This window comes from Kitasatospora sp. NPDC036993 (assembly GCF_055607525.1).
Genome location: NZ_JBVJRP010000002.1, coordinates 591048 through 608498, shown reverse-complemented (window position 1 = coordinate 608498; position 17451 = coordinate 591048). Strand labels below are relative to the sequence as shown.

The following is a 17451-nucleotide window of genomic DNA, read 5'->3' as shown; positions in this document are numbered from 1 at the left end:
CTCGGGATGCCGTCAGTGGCGGTGGTGCACCGTGAACATGACGCCACAGCAGGTACGGCCGGTGATGCGCTGGCACTGTCCCGGGTTCCGGCGGGGGCGACGTGCCCGGGCCGCGGCATCGCGGATGGCGTTGCGGTAGGCGGCGACCATGTCGTGGTCGAGGTCGTTCAGGAAGAGGTAGAGGTCCAGGGCGTGCGGGTCGTCGGCGAACCGGTCGCAGTCGGAGACGACGGAACGCATGCGGTCGAGCGGGAAGTTCTGCGGGAACACCGGAGGTACCTGCGCTTTCGCTTCGCTTTCGTGGAATTACACGATCGGTGGTGCGAGGTGGTGCAGGAGGAAAACGGGCGCGTCAAACCACGGAATCCGCGAAAGGATTCCGGAGGCGGCCGCAAGGAATTCCCCCCAGGAAAACGGGCATGCCAGGCCCTGTGTCAGGGCTGCTTCCACAGCGCCTGCTGTGGAATTGGGAAGAACCCTAGCACAGGGAATCCGGGGTCGAGCAACCCCGTGTCGAAGTGGGATTCATCGGGCTTTTCGGGGTAATTCGGGCATGTGGCGAGTACTTCCGAAACCCTTTTATTCGATCGCGTTCGGCCTTCGTGTCCGTCGGGCGTGACCACTGTCAAGTGTCAGTTGACAAGAGTATGTCGCTGTCAACAGTGATGCGCTAGGGTGGCTCTCACCTCGTGAAACAAGCCATCCGGAAGCAGGTGGGACGTGAAGGCGGCTGAGGACTTCGGCCCCTGGCTGGCGCGCCAGCTCAAGAACGCAGGGAAGACCCAGACCGATCTGGCGCTGGAGCTGGGCAAGACCCGGGCCGCCGTCTCGGCTTGGATCGTCGGCCGCTCCGTGCCCCGGGACGAGACCATCCGGGCCATCGCCGCGTACCTCAAGACCGATCTGGAGACCATCCACACCCGCAGCTCCGACGCCCAACTCGGCTTGCCCGTCGACTGGTACCACCGGCCGGCCCATGTCGACGGCGGGCGCGAGTACGGCAACGCCGCGGCGTTCGCCTTCGAGGCCGATGTCTCGGTGCTCGCCCGCGAGGCCACTCAGAACAGTCTCGACGCCCGTCTCGATCCGGTCGAGCCGGTCCGCGTACGCTACACCCTCCACGAGCTCACCGGTGAGGCTCTCGCCCGATTCCGTGAGGCCATCCGATGGGATCGCCTGCGCCCGCACTACGAGGCGCTCACCGCCGAGGGCGGGAAGCAGAGCAAGGTCTCGCGGACGATCGCGGCCGGACTGCGCGACATGTACCAGCACGACCGCCTGGTGCTTCTCCGGGTGGACGACTACAACGCGACCGGACTGACCGGCGACGACTACGGCGACGGGCTCTTCGCCGCCGTGGTGCGTCGCCAACTCGACAGCCACAAGCGGGACGTCGGGGCGGGCGGTTCCTACGGCCTGGGCAAGGCCACCCTGTGGGCGACCAGTCGACTCGGCCTCGTGCTGATCAACTCCACACTCTCCGAACCCCACGAGGGGCGCACCGAGCGGCGACTCATCGGCCGCTTGGACCTTCCCTGGCGCGAGGTGGAGGGCGGAGCGTGCGCCGGTCCGGCCTGGTTCGGACGTGTCGACCCGGCCAACGGATCCGCGGAGGTGGTCCGTTCCTGGTGGGCCGACGAGGAGACCGTCGAAATGCTCCACCTCACTCGCGAGAGCGAGGCCCCGGGCACGTCCTTCCTCATCGTGGGCGCCCACGACGTGGCCAGTCTGGTGGCCGTCAACGATGCCGGGGGCGGGGAGGAGACCACCGAGGACGACGACTCCGTCCATCGCATGCACGCGCGACTGGTGGACGCGCTCGGTCGCAACTTCTGGGCCGCGATGACCGGTGGCGGCGACCACAAGCCGCACCTGGAGGCGTCCGTCCGCACCTATCGCAACGGTGAGGTGCTCATTCCCGAGGAGCACGTGGATCCGGCCGCTTCCCAGCCTTCCCGCACCCGCGCCCTGCGGGCCTTCTTGGAGGGGACCACCGTCGACCGGCTCACCGGACCGGGCCAGGTCGCCCGGGCCACGGTGCGGATCGAGGTGCCGCTCCACGGCGGCCAGTTGCGGGGCGGGGTGGAGCACGAGGCGGTGGTCCTGGTCACCGAAGCCGAGGACGCCGACGGTCGCTCCAACCGCGTGGTGTCCATGCGGGGCAACCGCATGACGGTCAAGGACAGTGCCGTTCCCAACCTGCCGATCGGCACCAACCTCTTCCAGGCCGTCCTGCTCACCGGCCGCGCGGCGGGCCAGGACGCCCCCGGTGCCGAGGCCGCCGAGGAGTTCCTCCGGGCCTCCGAACCGCCGGAGCACAACAAGTGGGGCCAGACCGAGGAGCTGCGACTCTCCTACTCGCCTTCCGCCTACCGGCGCATCAACTCCCTGACCACCGCGGTGAACAACGCCGTGCGCGATCTCGTCGCCGTGCCCAAGGCCAAGCGCCGCAACGGGGGCGAGGCGAAGATCGCCGGCCGACTCAAGGTCGGCGGGGCAACGAAGACGAAGCGGACGCGTCAGACGGCGGCCTCGGCGCTGCCCGAACTGGACAACGTGGACGCCCTGATCGACGAGACCGGGGCCTGGTCGGTGACCGTGGACCTCCGGGTGCCGACCGGTGCGGCCACGGACCGACCGATCACGCCGGTCGCCAAGTTCGACGTGCGCTCCGGCCCCAGGCCCGCAGTGCCCTGGAAGAGTCTCGTCGCGGTCAGCGGATGCGAGGTCGTGGACGGGGCCCTGCGCCTGTCGGCGGGCAGTCGCAAGGCCGTCTTCCGAGGTGTCACCGATGTCTCCCGTCACCCGGTCCGCGCCCAGCTCACCGGTCTCGTGGTCGAACTCCGCAGCGGAAAGGGGGAGCAGGCGTGAAGGTCTACCCCTACCGGCGGCTCACCGGCAACGTGTCCTGGCGCGTGGACAGCGCCCAGCTCAAGGCCGAGGGCGAGCCGTGGGAGGACGTGGAGAGCAAGTACCTCTCCACGGTCGAGCGCGTCGTCGCCCTCGGGTCGGACGAGGATCGTCCCGACTGGATCGAGGCCAGGCTCCGTCTCTCCGTCGACCTCCCGGCCAAGGCGGTGGATCCTTCCGGCCCCTGGGAGGACGTCAAGGTCGTCGCGATCCTCTCCGAACGTGCCACCAACACCCGCACGGCGGTGGATTTCTCTTCGGTCTCGGAGAACGGTCAGAAGCGGACTGCCGAGCTGTACCTGTACCGGTGCGACCTCCTCGACCGCGCCTCCCTCGCCGTGCACGTGGTCGCCACCGTCGACGGAGTGCCCGGTCGGGTGATCGCCACCTCCGACGTGGAGTGGTTCGTCGACGTGGCCGAGGCGGTGCCCTCGCTCGCCCGCGAACTCGACGTCAAGATGGTCAGGTTCGGGTCCGGAGCGAGCCGGCTCCAGCGGTTCAAGGAGTCGCCCTGGCTGGTCGACACCACCGGTCGGATCCCCGCCGTGCGCGTCAACACCGACTTCGACGGCCTCGGCGACCTGATCGGCGCCGACGGAGGCAGCGGTCCGGAGAAGACCGTCCGGGAACTCCTGCTCGCCCAGATGTGCTCCGAGGTCTGGACGGCTGTCTTCCACTCCGCCGTCGGCGACCTGGAGGTCGAGGAGGACGGGACCCCGGTGTTCCCGCACGGGTGGCAGGGCGAGGTGCTCCGGGAGATGCTCCCCGACGTGTACGCGGACCGCGACCCGGAGGCCGCCCTGCGGGCGGTCCACACGGCACGCACCGGAGTGTCCGCCGCCGGGTGGGGGGAGTTGCAAGCGCGGATCCACTACGCGGCCTCCCGCCGCGCCGGCGTCCCCAGGACGCTCTCCACCACCATCCACGACCTGGAACGCCTCACTCAGGGGGACGACGCATGACCGACCGGCCCGACCACCTCCCGGAGCGGCTCGCCCTGCTGCCCGGTGCCGAGGTGACGGACTTCGTCACCGAAGGCCTGCTCACCGGCCGCGAGAACGTGCCGAGCATCAGCCTCAACAAGGTCACCGAACCGCTCCCGCACGCCGACCGACGCGGTGAGTTGCGCCCCGTCCGGGACCTGGTCGAGGATGCGATGGCCTACTGCCGGGCCAATGGGCTCAAGGCCACCCAGGCCGACGCCTGGCTGGCCCCTCGCCTCCACGCGGCGCTCCGACTCACCCGGCGAGAGGCGGCCGATCCCGCTTTCTGGAACTACCTGGCCCTGGGCGTCGCCCCGGACTACGTGGTCTGGCGGCACACGGCCGAGCCCAAGGACGGCAAGCCGGTCGCGGTGGCGGCCGACCGCTTCCGGGGGCCTTACCACAAGCAGGCCTTCTCCCGTCTCTGGTGGGCGGCCGAGCTCTTCCGCGACGGCCCGGACTACGAGCCGGTGGTCAAGGCCTGCGGTATCCAGGACATGCTCAACACGACGCTGCGGATGTCGGTGATCAACCACCGGCCGACCGCCCAGGCGATCGTCCGGCTGATCGACAAGGGCACGATCACCGGTGGGCGGGAGGCCAACGCCCTGGCAGGCGCCGTCAACGCCTCCGCGGCGACACTGATGTACGACGTGATCGCTCCCGACCATGCCGACCGCGACTCCCGCCCGCTGCGCGACTGGATCGACGAGGCCGAGACCGCCCGCCAGGTGTCACGGAACGCGCTTCCGATCGGCCCCGACGAGGAGCCCGCGCCCGAGCTGTCCGTGAGCCTGCTGGTGGACTACTTCGCCGAACTCTTCTCGGACGCGCTGGTCCGGGGACGGGAGGTGGCAGCGGTGGAGGAGGAAGCCTGACCCTCGGGCTTCGGGCAGTCGGTGCCACAGCCCTTCTCGGCGTCGCAACCTTCCAGACGGAGCTTCTTGTACTTCGTCGATTCCGTGTCGAGCCGGGCCCGGCTTTCCCGCAACACCTTCTCCGAGGGAAGAGGGATGTTCAGTGCCGCTGCCAGTACGTGCATGCCGAACAGCGGAGGCACCGCGTTGCCGACCTGCTGGGACCGGTCGCCACCGTCCCAGGGATAGTCGGGCGGGAAGGTCTGCAGGATGCCGGCCTCGGGGATCGTCAGGCGGTCCGGGTCGGGGATGCGGTCGTCGGGGTGTCGAACGGCGTTGCGCGAGACCTTTCCGGTGACGGTGAACGACGGCTGCCTGTCCGTCCGGATGCCGCGCTTCTTCGGGTCACCGCCGCTGCCGTAATTCGACACGATCTCGAAGGGAGCCTCCCGGCCCTTGAGCACATCCCCCATCGGGACCCAGGGCAGCAGCGGCGCCGCGACCCCGTCCAGTGCGCTCCTGATGTCCTGGGGACCGCCCTGCTCGGGCTTGCGCAGATCGAAGACGTGGTGGGTGGGGGCGGGGAGCCGGGGAGCGTCGTACTCGGAGAGCCGCGCGATCAGGATCGTGCGGCGCCGGGTCTGCGGCACGCCGTACGCCTCGGTGTGCAGGGTCTTGACCTCGGCGACGTTGTACCGGACCGGCGTTCCGCCCTCGCGGGGCAGGCCCTTCTCCAACGCTTCCTTGTAGACCTCCCAGAGCGCCTTGACCGCAGGCACCTGCTCCAGGACGATCACGTCGAACGGTCGCCGGTTCCGGTTCGGGGAATCGAGGGCCTTGATCGCGTATCGAAGAGGCTCCAGGACCAGGGCGGTTCGGGGATCGCCGCCCATCCTCTCCAACTGCTCGTCGATCTCCGCCTCGCCGACACCCTCCACCAGCTGGTGGATCAGCTTCTCGACCTTCTCCAGGGCCTTGCGCCCCGCCCCGTTGCCGGCAACCGAGTACGTCTGGCAGGGCGGACCGCCGGCCAGGACGTTCAGGTCCGCATCGAGTTCCTCGAAACGCTTCTGTCGGACCTCGCTGACGTCCGCGTGCCACGTCCTGAGCCCGGCCGCGTAACGCGTCTCACAGGCGTTCTTGTCCCACTCGATCCCGAGCGAGGGCACATCGAGCATCTCCGCGGCCACGTCAAGACCGCCCGGACCGGCGAAAAGGTCCAGAATGTGCGGTTTTGCGAGGAATGAAGCGGCTGCGCCCGAGCTGGTCATGTGGCCAGAGTCTAGCCGGCGACGGGCGGTGCGACGTACTCGGTCACTTCCGGTGCCGTCTTCCGCCCGCCGCCCGCCCGTCGCTCGTGCACCAGCGCGATGATCCGCTCCGCGGCTTCGGGGGTGCTCTCGTGTTCCCAGACGCGGACCGACAGCCAGCCGGCCTCGGCGAGGCGGGCGTCCGTGTCGACATCCCTCGTACGGTTCTTCTCGATCTTCTCCCGCCAGAACTCGGCGTTGTTCTTCGGCCACGTCGCGTGCTCGGGGCAGCCGTGCCAGAAGCAGCCGTCGACGAAGACCGCGACGCGGGCGGGGCCGAAGAGGACATCGGCCTCCCGGCGTACGCCCTTGAGCGGCTTGCGGTGCACGCGGTAGCGGAGTCCGGCGGCATGCAGGGTCCTGCGAAGCGTGACCTCGATACCCGTGTCGTGGCTGCGCTGCTTGCTCATCCGGGCGCGGATCTTCGGAGTGGTCTCCAGAGAGGGCATGATCCCATTCTGGCTCCCGGCGCCGACATCGCGTCGAGTGGAGCCGGGCGGGAACGCCGGTACCGCCGGCCCCCGGTGGGGCCGGCGGTGGGGTGGGGGGAGCCGGAGGGGGACGCGGCGGCTGCCGGGCTTATGACAACGGCATTGACGTGTGGCGGCGCCGCCGGTTTCATGGCACGCACTTCCGCCCCGGTCACCCCCTCCGACCGGCGCGGGAGTTCCCCCACACACGCGCACCCCACACGCGCACACCACGACCAAGGCGGTGATCCGTTGGCATCGACGGTGAAGGACACGGGCGGCGGCCCGGGAACGGACGCGGGTGGCTCCCACGTCGCGATGCGCCAGTCGCTCGGCCTGCTGGACGGAGCGGTGATCGCCGCCTCCAGCACGGCCGCCACCAGCAGCATCGGGATCGGCCTCGGCCTGATGGCCGGGGTGGTCGGCCTGCACCTCCCGGCGATCATGCTGCTGGCCTTCCTGCCGGTGCTCGCCATCGCGGGCGGGTACGGCCGGCTGAACGCCGTGGAGCCCGACGCGGGCAGCAGCTACCGGTGGGTCGGGCGCACGCTCAGCCCCTGGCTGGGGTTCCTGACCGGCTGGGTGAACACCGTGGGGACGGTGGTCTTCATGGCGTACACCACCACCGTCACCGGCTCCTCGATCATCCAGCTGCTCGACCAGGCACACCTGCGCAGCGTCGCCGGGCTGCGGCTCGACGCCGACTCCACCGTCCAGTGCACCCTGCTCGGCCTGGTGGTGCTGATGGGCGCCGCACTGGTCGCGGTGCGCGGGCTGGACCTGGCGGCCCGGTTGCAGAAGGCGCTGCTGGTGTTCGAGTACGCGGTGCTGCTCGGCTTCTGCGGGTACGGGCTGTTCGCCGGCGACCAGCCGTTCTCGCTCCAGTGGTTCAACCCCTTCGACATCCCCTCCTTCGACGCGGTCGCGCAGGGCATGGTGCTGGCGGTGTTCTGCTACTGGGGCTTCGAGTCGGTGTTCAGCGTCGGTGAGGAGGTGCGCGACCCGCGGGACGCCTCCCGGGGCGGCATGGTCGCCCTGGTGGTGATGCTGCTGCTGTTCCTGCTCGCCGGTACCGCGTTCCAGCGGGTGCTGCCGATGGACGAGCTGGCCGACAACGGCGCCCACGGGCTGGCCTACTTCGGCTCCAAGCTGGCCCAACAGCCGCTGGCGGCACTGCCGTTGATCGCGCTGATGTTCTCCGCGGTGGCCTCGCTGCAGTCCTCGGTGATCCCCACCGCGCGCGGGATGTACGCGATGGGGCGCGATCGGGTGCTCGGCCCGGTCTGGACCAGGCTGCACCCCAGGCACGCCACGCCCGCCGCCGGCACCCTGCTGGTCACCGCCGTCGCCGTCGCCCTGGCGCTGGTCTCGGTCGCCATCCCGACCGTCAACGACCTGATCTCGGCCGCGGTCAACGCGATCGGCATCATCGTCGCGCTCTACTACGCGCTGACCGCCGTCGCGGCCGCCGTCCGGTTCCGCGGGCTGCTGCGCACCGACCCACTGGAGGGGCTGCGCGCGGTGGTCGGGCCGCTGCTGGGCGCGGCGGCGCTGCTCGCCGTCGGCGGCTACCTGGCCTGGACCTTCTACGACTCCACGGACCACTTCGAACTCGCCGCCGACAACGGCTGGTTCGAGCTGTCCGTGGTGATCCTGATGATCGTCAGCGGACTCCCGGCGGCGGCCTGGGCCCGCTGGCGACGGCGCTCGCCGTACTTCCTGGGGGATCGCGCGGGTTAAGCCCCGTACGACGCACGCCAGGCACCAGCACACGAGAACGGAGCACCACCCATGACCGAGGCCGATCTGGTCTTCACCCGCGGACCCGTCCACACCGGCGACGCCGCCCGCACCCGGGCGAGCGCCCTGGCCGTGGTCGGCGAGCGGATCGCCGCCGTCGGGCACGACGAGGTCCGGAAGCTGATCGGGCCGGGGACGGAGGTCGTCGACCTCACCGGCAAGCTGCTGCTGCCCGGCTTCCAGGACGCCCACATCCACGCGGTGTTCGGCGGGGCCGAGTTGGCGTCCTGCGACCTCACCGGGACGGTCGGCGTCGCCGACTACCTGGCGCGCGTCCGGGAGTACGCCGAGGCCAACCCGGAACAGGAGTGGATCACCGGCAGCGGGTGGTCGATGGAGAGCTTCGAGGGCGGGCTGCCGACCCGGCAACTGCTCGACTCCGTCGTCCCCGACCGGCCGGTCTACCTGACCAACCGGGACCACCACGGCGCCTGGGCCAACACCAGGGCGCTGGAACTCGCCGGCGTCACCGCCGGCACCCCCGACCCGGCCGACGGGCGGATCGAGCGCGAGGCCGACGGCACCCCGAGCGGCACGCTCCAGGAGGGCGCCACCGGCCTGGTCGCCCGGCTGCTGCCGCCCGCGACCGCCGCCGACCGGCTGGACGGACTGCTGCGCGCCCAGCGGCTGCTGCACTCGCTCGGCATCACCGGCTGGCAGGACGCGCTGCTCGGCGAGTTCAACGGCCAGCCGGACCCGTCCGACGCCTACCTGGCCGCGGCCCGCTCCGGCGCGCTGACCGCCCGGGTCGCCGGGGCGCTCTGGTGGGACCGGGACCGCGGCGCCGAACAGATCCCCGAACTCGTCCGGCGGCGCCACGAGTTGAGCCACGGGAGGTTCCGGGCCGGCTCGGTGAAGATCATGCAGGACGGCATCGCGGAGAACTTCACCGCCGCGATGACCAGCCCGTACCTGGACGGCTGCGGCTGCGCCACGGCCAACTCCGGCCTCAGCTTCGTCGATCCGGCGGCGCTGCTCGGGTACGTCACCGAACTGGACGCGCTCGACTTCCAGGTGCACTTCCACGCGCTCGGCGACCGGGCGGTGCGCGAGGCGCTGGACGCCGTCGAGGCCGCCCGCACCACCAACGGCCGCCGCGGCACCCGGCACCACCTCGCCCACCTCCAGGTGGTCCACCCGGACGACCTGCCGCGCTTCGCCCAGCTGGGCGCCGTCGCCAACATCCAGCCGCTCTGGGCCGCGCACGAGCCGCAGATGGACGAGCTGACCATCCCCTTCCTCGGGCCGGAGCGGGCCGCCTGGCAGTACCCGTTCGGCGCCCTCCAGCGGGCCGGCGCCACCCTGGCGGCGGGCAGCGACTGGCCGGTGAGCAGCCCGGACCCGCTGGCGGGCCTGCACGTGGCGGTCAACCGGATGGAGCCGGAGGCCACCGACGGGCGGGTCTTCCTGCCCGAGCAGCGGCTCGACCTGGGCTCGGCCATCGCCGCGTACACGGCCGGCAGCGCGTACCTGAACGGGCACGACGACGCCGGGGTGCTGGTGGCCGGGCGGCTCGCGGACCTGGTGGTGCTCGACCGGGACATCCTCACCGGCCCGCCGGAGGAGATCGCGCACGCCAGGGTGGAGCGCACCTACGTCGGCGGGCGGCTGGTGCACGCGGCGGACTGAGCCCGCGAGACGGGGCGAGACGAGACGAGACGAGGCGAGACGGACCGGCCGGCGGTGGTGAGCGCACGGGGGCTCACCACCACCGGCCTTGCCACGGGGGCCTTCAGCCCCGCGCCGCCAGCAGCCGCGCCTCGGCGGACTCCAGCAGCAGGTCGAGGGCGCACGGGTACCCGCTGCGGTTCATGTCGGCGGTGAGCAGGTGGGCGGTAGCCGCGATGTTGGGGTGGCCGACGGCGTCGAGGCGGGCGTAGGAGGCCTGCCAGACCTGGTGGTCGGCGTTCCTGGCGGTGTCCGGGAGGGCGAGGGCGGCGGCGTCCAGGGCGGCGAAGCCGAGGCTCTGGTCGACGAAGGCGTGGTAGATCAGGACGGCCTCCGGGTCGGGGAAGCCGGCGGTGCGCAGGATGCCGAGGATCGTCTCGACGGCGGCGATCTCGTGGGCGCGGCCGGTGGTGCGGTGGGCGGCGAGGATGGCGGCCTGCGGGTGGGCCTGGTAGCTGGCGTGGATGCGCAGGCCGATGGCGCGCAGGTCGGCGCGCCAGTCGCCGGTGGGCTGCCAGCCGTGCTGGGCGCGGCCGATGAGCTCGTCGGCGACGGCGAGCAGCAGGTCGTCGGTGCTGTGGAAGTAGCGGTAGACCGCGCTCGGGTCGGCGCCGAGCGCGGCGCCGAGCCGCCGCACCGTGAGCGCCTCGGCGCCGTGCCGGCCGACCAGCCGGATCGCGGTGGCGACAATCAGCTCGGCGGACAGGACGACGCCCTGCTTGGTGGGGCGGCGCCGACGTCGCTGCGGTTCGGGGACTACGCGATCGCTCATGCCGAGAGGCTATGCCGACATCGTTGACGTAGGCCAGAGGGCGGGCGCCCGCTGCCCGGTCCTCGGCCGGGGCCCGGCCCCGGCCCCGGCCGGCGTGGAAGCACCCCGGCGCCCTGGCCGGGCATTCCCGGCTCCGGGCGCGCGGGCACACCTCGGTACGATCCCTTCATGGGTGGTACGCGGGACGAGGCCTGGGACGCCGACGCGGCGGAGCGGGCGGTGGCGGTGCTGAAGGCGGTGGCGGACCCGTCGCGCTACCGGCTGCTGTGGGCGCTGAGCGCCCGGGAACTGCCGGTGAGCGAGCTGGCCGAGCTGCTGGGGGCGCACGTGGCGGCGACCTCCCAGCACCTGGCGAAACTGCGGGCGGCCGGGCTGGTGGTGGCGCGGCGGGAGGGGACGCGGATCTTCTACCGGGCCACCGAGGTACGCGGGCTGCTCACCGAGGCCGCGCTGATCGCCCAGGACCTGCCCGACCGTCACGGCGGGGGCGGCGACGGTGCCGCCCCGGCCGGCGCGACCGCCCCGCAGCCCTTCGCCCGTACCGCCCGCGCGGTGCGCCACCGCCCGGCGACCGGCTGACCGGTCAGCGGGCCGGGGGTTCCAGCCGGTACTCCTGCCGGTCGGCGTCGTACGCGAAGAGCCCCGCGTAGCGGCCCCAGTCGGTCGCGGTCTCCAGCTGCCGGTCGGTCTGTTCGACGGTGTAGTGCCGGCCGAGGAGGTCGCGCAGGAAGCCGGTGCGGACGGTGGCGCCGGGCCGGTCGCCGAGGCTGTTGGCGATCAGCTTGACCAGCGGGACCTCCAGGGCCGCGGCCGCGAACACCGCGCGGGAGTCCTGGGCGTCGGCCCCGGCGTAGGCGGCGCCGGTCCCGGTGAGCAGCAGGTCGTCGCCGTGGACCTCGGCGAGGCCGAGCAGGTCGAGGGCGTCGACCTGGGGGAGCAGGTCGTCGATGTCCAGGCCGAGTTCGTCGGCGAGCCCGGCCAGGTCGCAGCTCCCGCCCCGGTGGGCGACCGTCTCGGCGAGACCGGAGAGGCCGTCGACGCTCGCGGGGGGCAGCGGGGTGCCGGCGACGGTGCGCCGATCGGGATCGGAGCCGGCGCGGCCGGGCGGCCGGGGGTCCATGGGCCGGCCGGTCATGATCCGGTACACCCGGTCCACCAGTTCGTCGAAGGCCGCCGAGTCGCGGTCCCGAGGCCGCTCCAGGGCGACCTCGACGGTCTCCCGGATGGTCCCGTACGGGCGGGCGCCGAGCACCACGATGCGGTCGGCCATCAGCACGGCCTCCTCGATGGTGTGGGTGACCAGGACGACGGCCCGGGTGGGGAACTGGCCGGAGTCCCACAGCTCCATCAGCTCGCCGCGCAGGTTCTCGGCGGTGAGCACGTCGAGGGCGGAGAACGGCTCGTCCATCATCAGCACGTCCGGTTCCACGACCAGTGCCCGGGCGAAGCCGACCCGTTGGCGCATCCCGCCGGAGAGCTCCTTGGGGTAGGCGGACGCGAAGCCGGTCAGGCCGATCAGGTCGATGGCCTGGGCGGCGGCCAGGGCGCGTTCCCCGGGCGGCACCCCGCGGGCCTCCAGACCGAGCTCGACGTTCTGCCGGACGGTCAGCCAGGGCAGCAGCGCGAAGGTCTGGAAGACCAGCGCGGTACCGGGGTTGGCGCCGGTGAGCGGGGTGCCGCGGTAGCGGACGGTGCCGGAGCTGGGCGGGATCAGGCCGGCCAGGCAGCGCAGCAGGGTGGACTTGCCGGAGCCCGAGCGCCCGAGCACGGCGACGATCTCGCCGGCCCGCACGGTGAGGTCGATGCCGGAGAGCACCGGCAGTTCGCCGGCCGCCCCGGCGTAGGCCTTGGTCAGGCCGACGGCCTCCAGCAGCACCTCCTCCTCGCCCTGGAGCACGGGAACGGGCACGGGAACGGGCACGGGAACGGGCGCGGCGGCGCGGCGGCGGAACGGGAAGCGCATCGGCGGACTCCGGACTACAGCGAGTATCGGCGCTCGGCCAGCCGGTACAGCCGGCGCCAGAGCAGACGGTTGAGGATGACGACGTACAGGCTCATCACCGCGACCCCGGCGAGCAGGCGCGGGTGGTCGCCGTGTTCGGCGGCCCTGGCGATGTACGCGCCGAGGCCGGTCGCGGTCAGGGTGGTGGAGCCGAAGGTGACCACCTCGGCGACGATGGAGGCGTTCCAGGCGCCGCCGGAGGCGGTGATGCCGCCGGTGACGTACGCCGGGAAGATCGCGGGGATGATCAGCCGCCGCCAGCGCTGCCGGCCGCGCACGCCGAGGTCGTCCATCGCCTCGCGCAGGTCGGCGGGCACGGCCATGGCGCCGGCGATCGCGTTGAACAGGATGTACCACTGGGAGCCGAGGGCCATCAGCAGGATGCCGCCGAGGTCGATCGACACCCCGGTGCGCAGCAGCAGCCAGACCACCAGGGGGAAGAGGAAGTTGGCCGGGAAGCCGGCCAGCACCTGGACGACGGGCTGGGCGATCCTGGTCAGCCGGGGCGAGAAGCCGATCTTCACGCCGATCGGCACCCAGACCACGGTGGCCACCGCGACCAGCACGACCACCCGGGCGAGGGTGGCGAGCCCGAGCAGCAGCGGCTCGCCGAAGACGCCGAGGCCGGTGCGGCCGGCGAGGTAGCGGCCGAGGTCGACGACGCCCCACAGCACGACGCCGCCCAGGACGAGGGCGAAGGCCAGGTCCCCGGCCCGGCGCCGGCCGGGGCGGCCGGCCGTCGGGCGGCCGGCGGTGCCGAACACCCGCCCGGCCCGGTTCAGCGCCCGTCCGGCGGGGCGCAGCGCCCCGCCGAGCGCGGCGGGCAGCCGGGAGCGGCGCAGCAGGTCCAGCACGACCGAACGCTGCACCTCGGCGGCCTCGGACTGCTCGTTCTTGAACCGCTCGGCCCAGGCGGTGAGCGGCCGCCAGAACAGGAAGTTGACGCCGATCACCAGCACCATCATGGTGGCGATCGCCCAGCCGACCCGGCCGAGGTCCCCGGCGGCGATGGCCGCACCGGCGTACGAGCCGACCCCGGGCAGCGCGTACCGCCGGCCGTCCACGGTGATCGCCTCGGAGGCGACCAGGAAGAACCAGCCGCCGCCGAAGCCGAGCATGCCGTTCCAGACCAGGCCGATCATGCCCGAGGGCAGCTCGACCCTCCAGAACCGTGTCCACCGGCTGAACCCGAACGAGCGGGACAGCTCGTCGAGTTCGGTCGGCAACGAGACCAGCGCCTGGTAGAAGGCGAAGGTCATGTTCCAGGCCTGGGAGGTGAAGATGGCGAACACGGCGGCGCATTCGAGGCCGAGCACCGAGCCGGGGAAGAGCGCGAGGAAGCCGGAGACCGCGACGCTCAGGAAGGCGAGCACCGGCACCGACTGGAGGATGTCCAGGGCAGGGATCAGCACCCGCTCCAGCCGGCGGCTGCGGGCGGCGGCGTAGGCGTAGCAGAAGGTGAAGACGACCGAGACGGCGAGCGCGGCGAACATCCGCAGCAGCGAGCGCGCCGCGTCGTACGGCAGCCGGGCCGGGTCGGTGTCGACGGCGGCGTCCCGGGCGGTGGAGAACCGGACGGAACCGCCCTGGCCGAGCCGCAGCACGAGGTAGAGCAGGACCAGGACGGCGGCCGCGACGACCAGGTCGACCCAGACCCGCCCGCCGAGGCGGCTCGCCGCCCGCGCGGGCAGCGATCCCCGGGACCGGCCCGGCAACGGGCTCCGGGACTGGCCCGGCAACTGGCTCCGGGCCCGGCCCGGGGCGGGCTTCGGCAGGGTCATGGCGGTACCTCCGGCGCAAACCCGGGCAGTCTGCTCCCTCGGTACGTCCGTACGCAAACCCGTCCGCGTCCCGTCCGGCACCGCGTCCCGCCCGGGGGCTACCGGGCCGGCCCGGCCCGGCGCTGCCTCCGGTCCGCCGTGACCGCCGTGACCGCCGTGACCGGCGGGGCCGGTGTGGCAGTGCCGGTCCGCCGCCGGGTGCCGGCCAGCAGCAGGGCGAGCAGCAGCCCGGCGACCGAGGCGCCGAGGAAGGCGCCGGACAGGAACAGCCGCAGCGGGTGGGGCGCGAGGCCGACGGCGAGGCCCTCGGTGGTGATCAGCAGCAGGACGCCGCACAGCGCGGTCCCTCGGCCGGTCCGGGGGAACAGGACGGTTCGGGTCATCGAGGGGTCCTCCTTCGGGGTCTGGTCGGGTGGCGGCGGGAGCCCGGACGGGGCGGGCCGTTCAGCGGTCGGGGTGCCAGCGGGCTTCCAGCCGGGTGGTTCCGTCCGGCGCGGTGACGGCCCGCCAGCGGGCCCGCAGCCCGCCGGTGCCGGTGCCGATGCCGGTGCCCGCCGGGCCGGCGCCCCCGTCCTCCTGGTCCGCGGCGAGGGCCGGGAGGGCCTGGAGGACGGGGGTCTCCAGGGGGCTCGCCGCCAGCCGTCGGCCGACGGTGAAGAGGGTGGAGAGGGCGGAGCGCGGTCGGCCCCGGTCGGTGGACGGACGGGTGGGCCGGAAGACGGCGACGATGGTCATGGCAGGTCACCTCCGTGACGGGACGGCGGGCAGAGGGGGAGCACGCGGCGGGCCGGACGGCTCAGCGGTCCAGCGCGGTCTGGACGATCTTGACGACGACCATGGCCATCGCGAGCAGCAGGTAGGCGCGCAGCGCGCCCATGCCGATCTTGCGGGCGGTGGACATCACCGGCTTGTCGAGGGTCTCCAGCGGGGGCATCCGCCAGTTCTCCCGGCCGGTGCGGTCGATGGGGTCCTCCTTGGTGCCGCGGCGTCCGGAGGTGAAGGAGTACCCGGCGACGAGCACCCCGGCGACGCCGCAGCAGGCCATGATCCACAGGATCGCCCCGGAGCTGATGTCCGGCCAGACCACGGCGGCGGTGAGGATCAGCGAGAGCGTCACCAGGACGCCGACCACCGCTGAGGTGAAGGCGTTGGTCCTGGGACCGTTCACCCAGGGGCCGAGCACGGCCCTGTCGTTGCAGAGCAGCAGCAGGAAGACGGTCGCGGAGGGCAGCAGAACCCCCGCCAGCACCTGGACGAACTGGGTCATCAGGCCCTGGGCGCGGTCGGTGGAGAGCAGGGTGATCGCCGCCGCCGCGACGACCAGGCCCGCGTAGATCCCGTAGAAGCCCTTGGCGCCCTTCACCCCGCGGTGCAGCGAGTGCCTGATGCCGAAGACGTCGCCGATCGCGTACGCGGTGGACAGGGAGACCGCGAAGGCGCCGATGATCGAGGCGTCCAGCAGCGCGATGGCGAACAGCACACCCGCCAGGCGGCCGGCCTTGTCCTCGATGCCCCGGGCGACGGCGGCCGCGTCGGAGAACTGGCCGGCGCCGTCGGTGCCCGCGAAGGCGGCGGCGGTGAAGCCCATCATGGCGGCGGCGCCGACGATCACGATCACGATGCCGATCCAGAGGTCGGCCTTCTCGTACGTCATGAAGCGGGGGGTGATCCGCTTGTCGATGACGTAGGACTGCTGGAAGAACAGCTGCCAGGGCGCCACGGTGGTGCCGACGATGGAGATGATCACCAGCATCACGGCCGCCAGCTCGCCCGCGCCGCCGGGCATGCTGGGCACCACGAAGTCGTGCGCCAGCTGAGAGGTCTTCGGGTGGACCAGGAAGTAGACCGGCACCAGCAGCAGCGAGCCCAGGCACAGGGTGACGGCGACCCGTTCGAAGCGCCGGAAGGAGCCGGTGAACGCCGAGGCGATGATGATCCCGGCGGCCAGGACCACCGAGGCCGCCTTCGGCAGCCCCAGGTACCCGGCCGCGAGGGTCACCCCGATGAACTCGGTGACCAGCGTCAGAGCGTTCAGCAGGAACAGGTCGATCACGCTGAACGCGCCCCAGAACTTCCCGAAGCGCTCCAGGATCAGCCGGGCGTGGCCGACACCGGTGACAGCGCCGAGGCGCAGCACCATCTCCTGGTTGACGTAGAGCACCGGGACGAGCATCAGCAGCGTCCACAGCAGCCGGGTGCCGTAGTTCTGCCCGGCCTGTCCGTAGGTGGAGAAGGCGCCGGCGTCGTTGTCGCCGACCATCACGATCAGGCCGGGTCCGACGACCGCGAGCAGGGTCTTCAGCCGCGCCGACAGGCCGTGGCGGGGTGTGGTGTCGTCGAGCCGGATGGTGCCGAGCGCGCCCCTGATGTCGCCGACGTGCGCGTCGTCGAGGACGGCCGAACGCGGCTCGGGCGCCGTGGAGTCGAGGGAGTCGATGGAGTCGTGGGTGGTGGTGGTGGCGGTGGCGGGGGCGGTCTGAGTGGTCATGGGTTTCCTCCTGGAGCCCGGACGGGCGGCCCGGGGCGGGTCGGAGGCAGGCGGCAGCGATCCCTGCGGGCGGGCACGGCGCGTCGGCGCGCGGCGGAGCGGCCCGGACGAAGGCGTGCGGGCATGGCGGAGTCGCGTGCGGAACGACGTGGCGTCTTAGCTGACGAATCGTCAGGACATCGTGCAGGGAAAGGTGTTACCGCATGCCGGAGGTGCACGAGGACAGGCGGGGGTAGGGGCGACTGTGGCCCGGACTACTGCAATCCATGTCTCTCGCCTCCTCCCGGCCGGCGCACCCCGTGGTGCGTGTCATCGACGCGGCAAGGAGTTCACCGGCCCGCGGAACGCGACCGCCGGTTCACCCCAACTCGTCAGAGCCTAGCCCCACCCGGAGGTGATACTTGCGCACT

Annotated in this window: 15 protein-coding genes; 6 read left to right on the top strand and 9 right to left on the bottom strand. The window is 72.2% G+C overall.

What is annotated here, in order from left to right:
• Positions 1 to 12: 12 nt before the first annotated feature.
• Positions 13 to 270, bottom strand: coding sequence for a hypothetical protein (locus tag ACZ7C5_RS06025; RefSeq protein ID WP_401085203.1), 258 nt, complete (start codon positions 268 to 270; stop codon positions 13 to 15).
• A 450-nt stretch (positions 271 to 720) separates the two neighbouring features.
• On the opposite strand from ACZ7C5_RS06025, the gene ACZ7C5_RS06020 reads away from it, so the two are divergent.
• From ACZ7C5_RS06020 to ACZ7C5_RS06010, 3 genes are read left to right on the top strand one after another with little or no spacing between them, the layout of a single operon-like run.
• Positions 721 to 2871 carry a helix-turn-helix domain-containing protein gene (locus ACZ7C5_RS06020; protein ID WP_401085200.1) on the top strand — a complete coding sequence of 717 codons (2151 nt, stop codon included), beginning with the start codon at positions 721 to 723 and terminating at the stop codon, positions 2869 to 2871.
• On the top strand, positions 2868 to 3872 hold the full coding sequence (locus ACZ7C5_RS06015) for a hypothetical protein (protein WP_401085198.1): 1005 nt from the start codon (positions 2868 to 2870) through the stop codon (positions 3870 to 3872). Before ACZ7C5_RS06020 ends, ACZ7C5_RS06015 begins: the two co-directional genes overlap by 4 nt.
• Positions 3869 to 4771 carry a DUF6339 family protein gene (locus tag ACZ7C5_RS06010; RefSeq protein ID WP_401085195.1) on the top strand — a complete coding sequence of 301 codons (903 nt, stop codon included), beginning with the start codon at positions 3869 to 3871 and terminating at the stop codon, positions 4769 to 4771. The genes ACZ7C5_RS06015 and ACZ7C5_RS06010 overlap by 4 nt, the downstream gene beginning before the upstream one ends.
• On the opposite strand, the gene ACZ7C5_RS06005 is transcribed toward ACZ7C5_RS06010, so the two are convergent.
• Together ACZ7C5_RS06005 and ACZ7C5_RS06000 are read right to left on the bottom strand one after the other, a co-directional pair.
• Positions 4699 to 6021, bottom strand: a complete 1323-nt coding sequence (locus ACZ7C5_RS06005; protein WP_470322083.1) for a DNA cytosine methyltransferase — start codon at positions 6019 to 6021, stop codon at positions 4699 to 4701. The two genes, ACZ7C5_RS06010 and ACZ7C5_RS06005, sit on opposite strands and share 73 nt — an antisense overlap.
• Positions 6022 to 6032: 11 nt before the next feature.
• Complete coding sequence (locus ACZ7C5_RS06000) at positions 6033 to 6509, bottom strand: very short patch repair endonuclease (protein WP_470322082.1); 477 nt, start codon at positions 6507 to 6509, stop codon at positions 6033 to 6035.
• A 339-nt stretch (positions 6510 to 6848) separates the two neighbouring features.
• Between ACZ7C5_RS06000 and ACZ7C5_RS05995 the strand changes: the two genes are divergently transcribed.
• Together ACZ7C5_RS05995 and ACZ7C5_RS05990 are read left to right on the top strand one after the other, a co-directional pair.
• The gene (locus ACZ7C5_RS05995; RefSeq protein ID WP_470322101.1) at positions 6849 to 8270 is read left to right on the top strand and encodes an APC family permease; all 1422 of its coding nucleotides are present in this window, start codon (positions 6849 to 6851) and stop codon (positions 8268 to 8270) included.
• Between the two features lie 51 nt (positions 8271 to 8321).
• Positions 8322 to 9959: an amidohydrolase gene (locus ACZ7C5_RS05990; RefSeq protein WP_470322081.1), complete on the top strand. Its 1638-nt coding sequence runs from the start codon at positions 8322 to 8324 to the stop codon at positions 9957 to 9959.
• 103 nt (positions 9960 to 10062) lie between these two features.
• Here ACZ7C5_RS05990 and ACZ7C5_RS05985 read toward each other — a convergent pair whose 3' ends face one another.
• Positions 10063 to 10770: a TetR/AcrR family transcriptional regulator gene (locus ACZ7C5_RS05985; RefSeq protein ID WP_470322080.1), complete on the bottom strand. Its 708-nt coding sequence runs from the start codon at positions 10768 to 10770 to the stop codon at positions 10063 to 10065.
• 168 nt (positions 10771 to 10938) lie between these two features.
• Between ACZ7C5_RS05985 and ACZ7C5_RS05980 the strand changes: the two genes are divergently transcribed.
• On the top strand, positions 10939 to 11349 hold the full coding sequence (locus ACZ7C5_RS05980) for an ArsR/SmtB family transcription factor (protein WP_401085183.1): 411 nt from the start codon (positions 10939 to 10941) through the stop codon (positions 11347 to 11349).
• 4 nt (positions 11350 to 11353) lie between these two features.
• Here ACZ7C5_RS05980 and ACZ7C5_RS05975 read toward each other — a convergent pair whose 3' ends face one another.
• From ACZ7C5_RS05975 to ACZ7C5_RS05955, 5 genes are all read right to left on the bottom strand, one after another.
• Positions 11354 to 12733 (bottom strand): ABC transporter ATP-binding protein, encoded by a 1380-nt coding sequence (locus ACZ7C5_RS05975; RefSeq protein ID WP_470322079.1) that lies wholly within the window; start codon positions 12731 to 12733, stop codon positions 11354 to 11356.
• Between the two features lie 14 nt (positions 12734 to 12747).
• Complete coding sequence (locus tag ACZ7C5_RS05970; protein WP_401085177.1) at positions 12748 to 14553, bottom strand: ABC transporter permease; 1806 nt, start codon at positions 14551 to 14553, stop codon at positions 12748 to 12750.
• A 98-nt stretch (positions 14554 to 14651) separates the two neighbouring features.
• Entirely contained in the window at positions 14652 to 14936 is a 285-nt protein-coding gene (locus ACZ7C5_RS05965; protein WP_401085174.1) for a hypothetical protein, read from the bottom strand.
• 61 nt (positions 14937 to 14997) lie between these two features.
• Entirely contained in the window at positions 14998 to 15288 is a 291-nt protein-coding gene (locus tag ACZ7C5_RS05960; protein WP_401085171.1) for a hypothetical protein, read from the bottom strand.
• Between the two features lie 61 nt (positions 15289 to 15349).
• The gene (locus ACZ7C5_RS05955) at positions 15350 to 17041 is read right to left on the bottom strand and encodes an NRAMP family divalent metal transporter (protein WP_470322078.1); all 1692 of its coding nucleotides are present in this window, start codon (positions 17039 to 17041) and stop codon (positions 15350 to 15352) included.
• Positions 17042 to 17451: the final 410 nt, after the last annotated feature.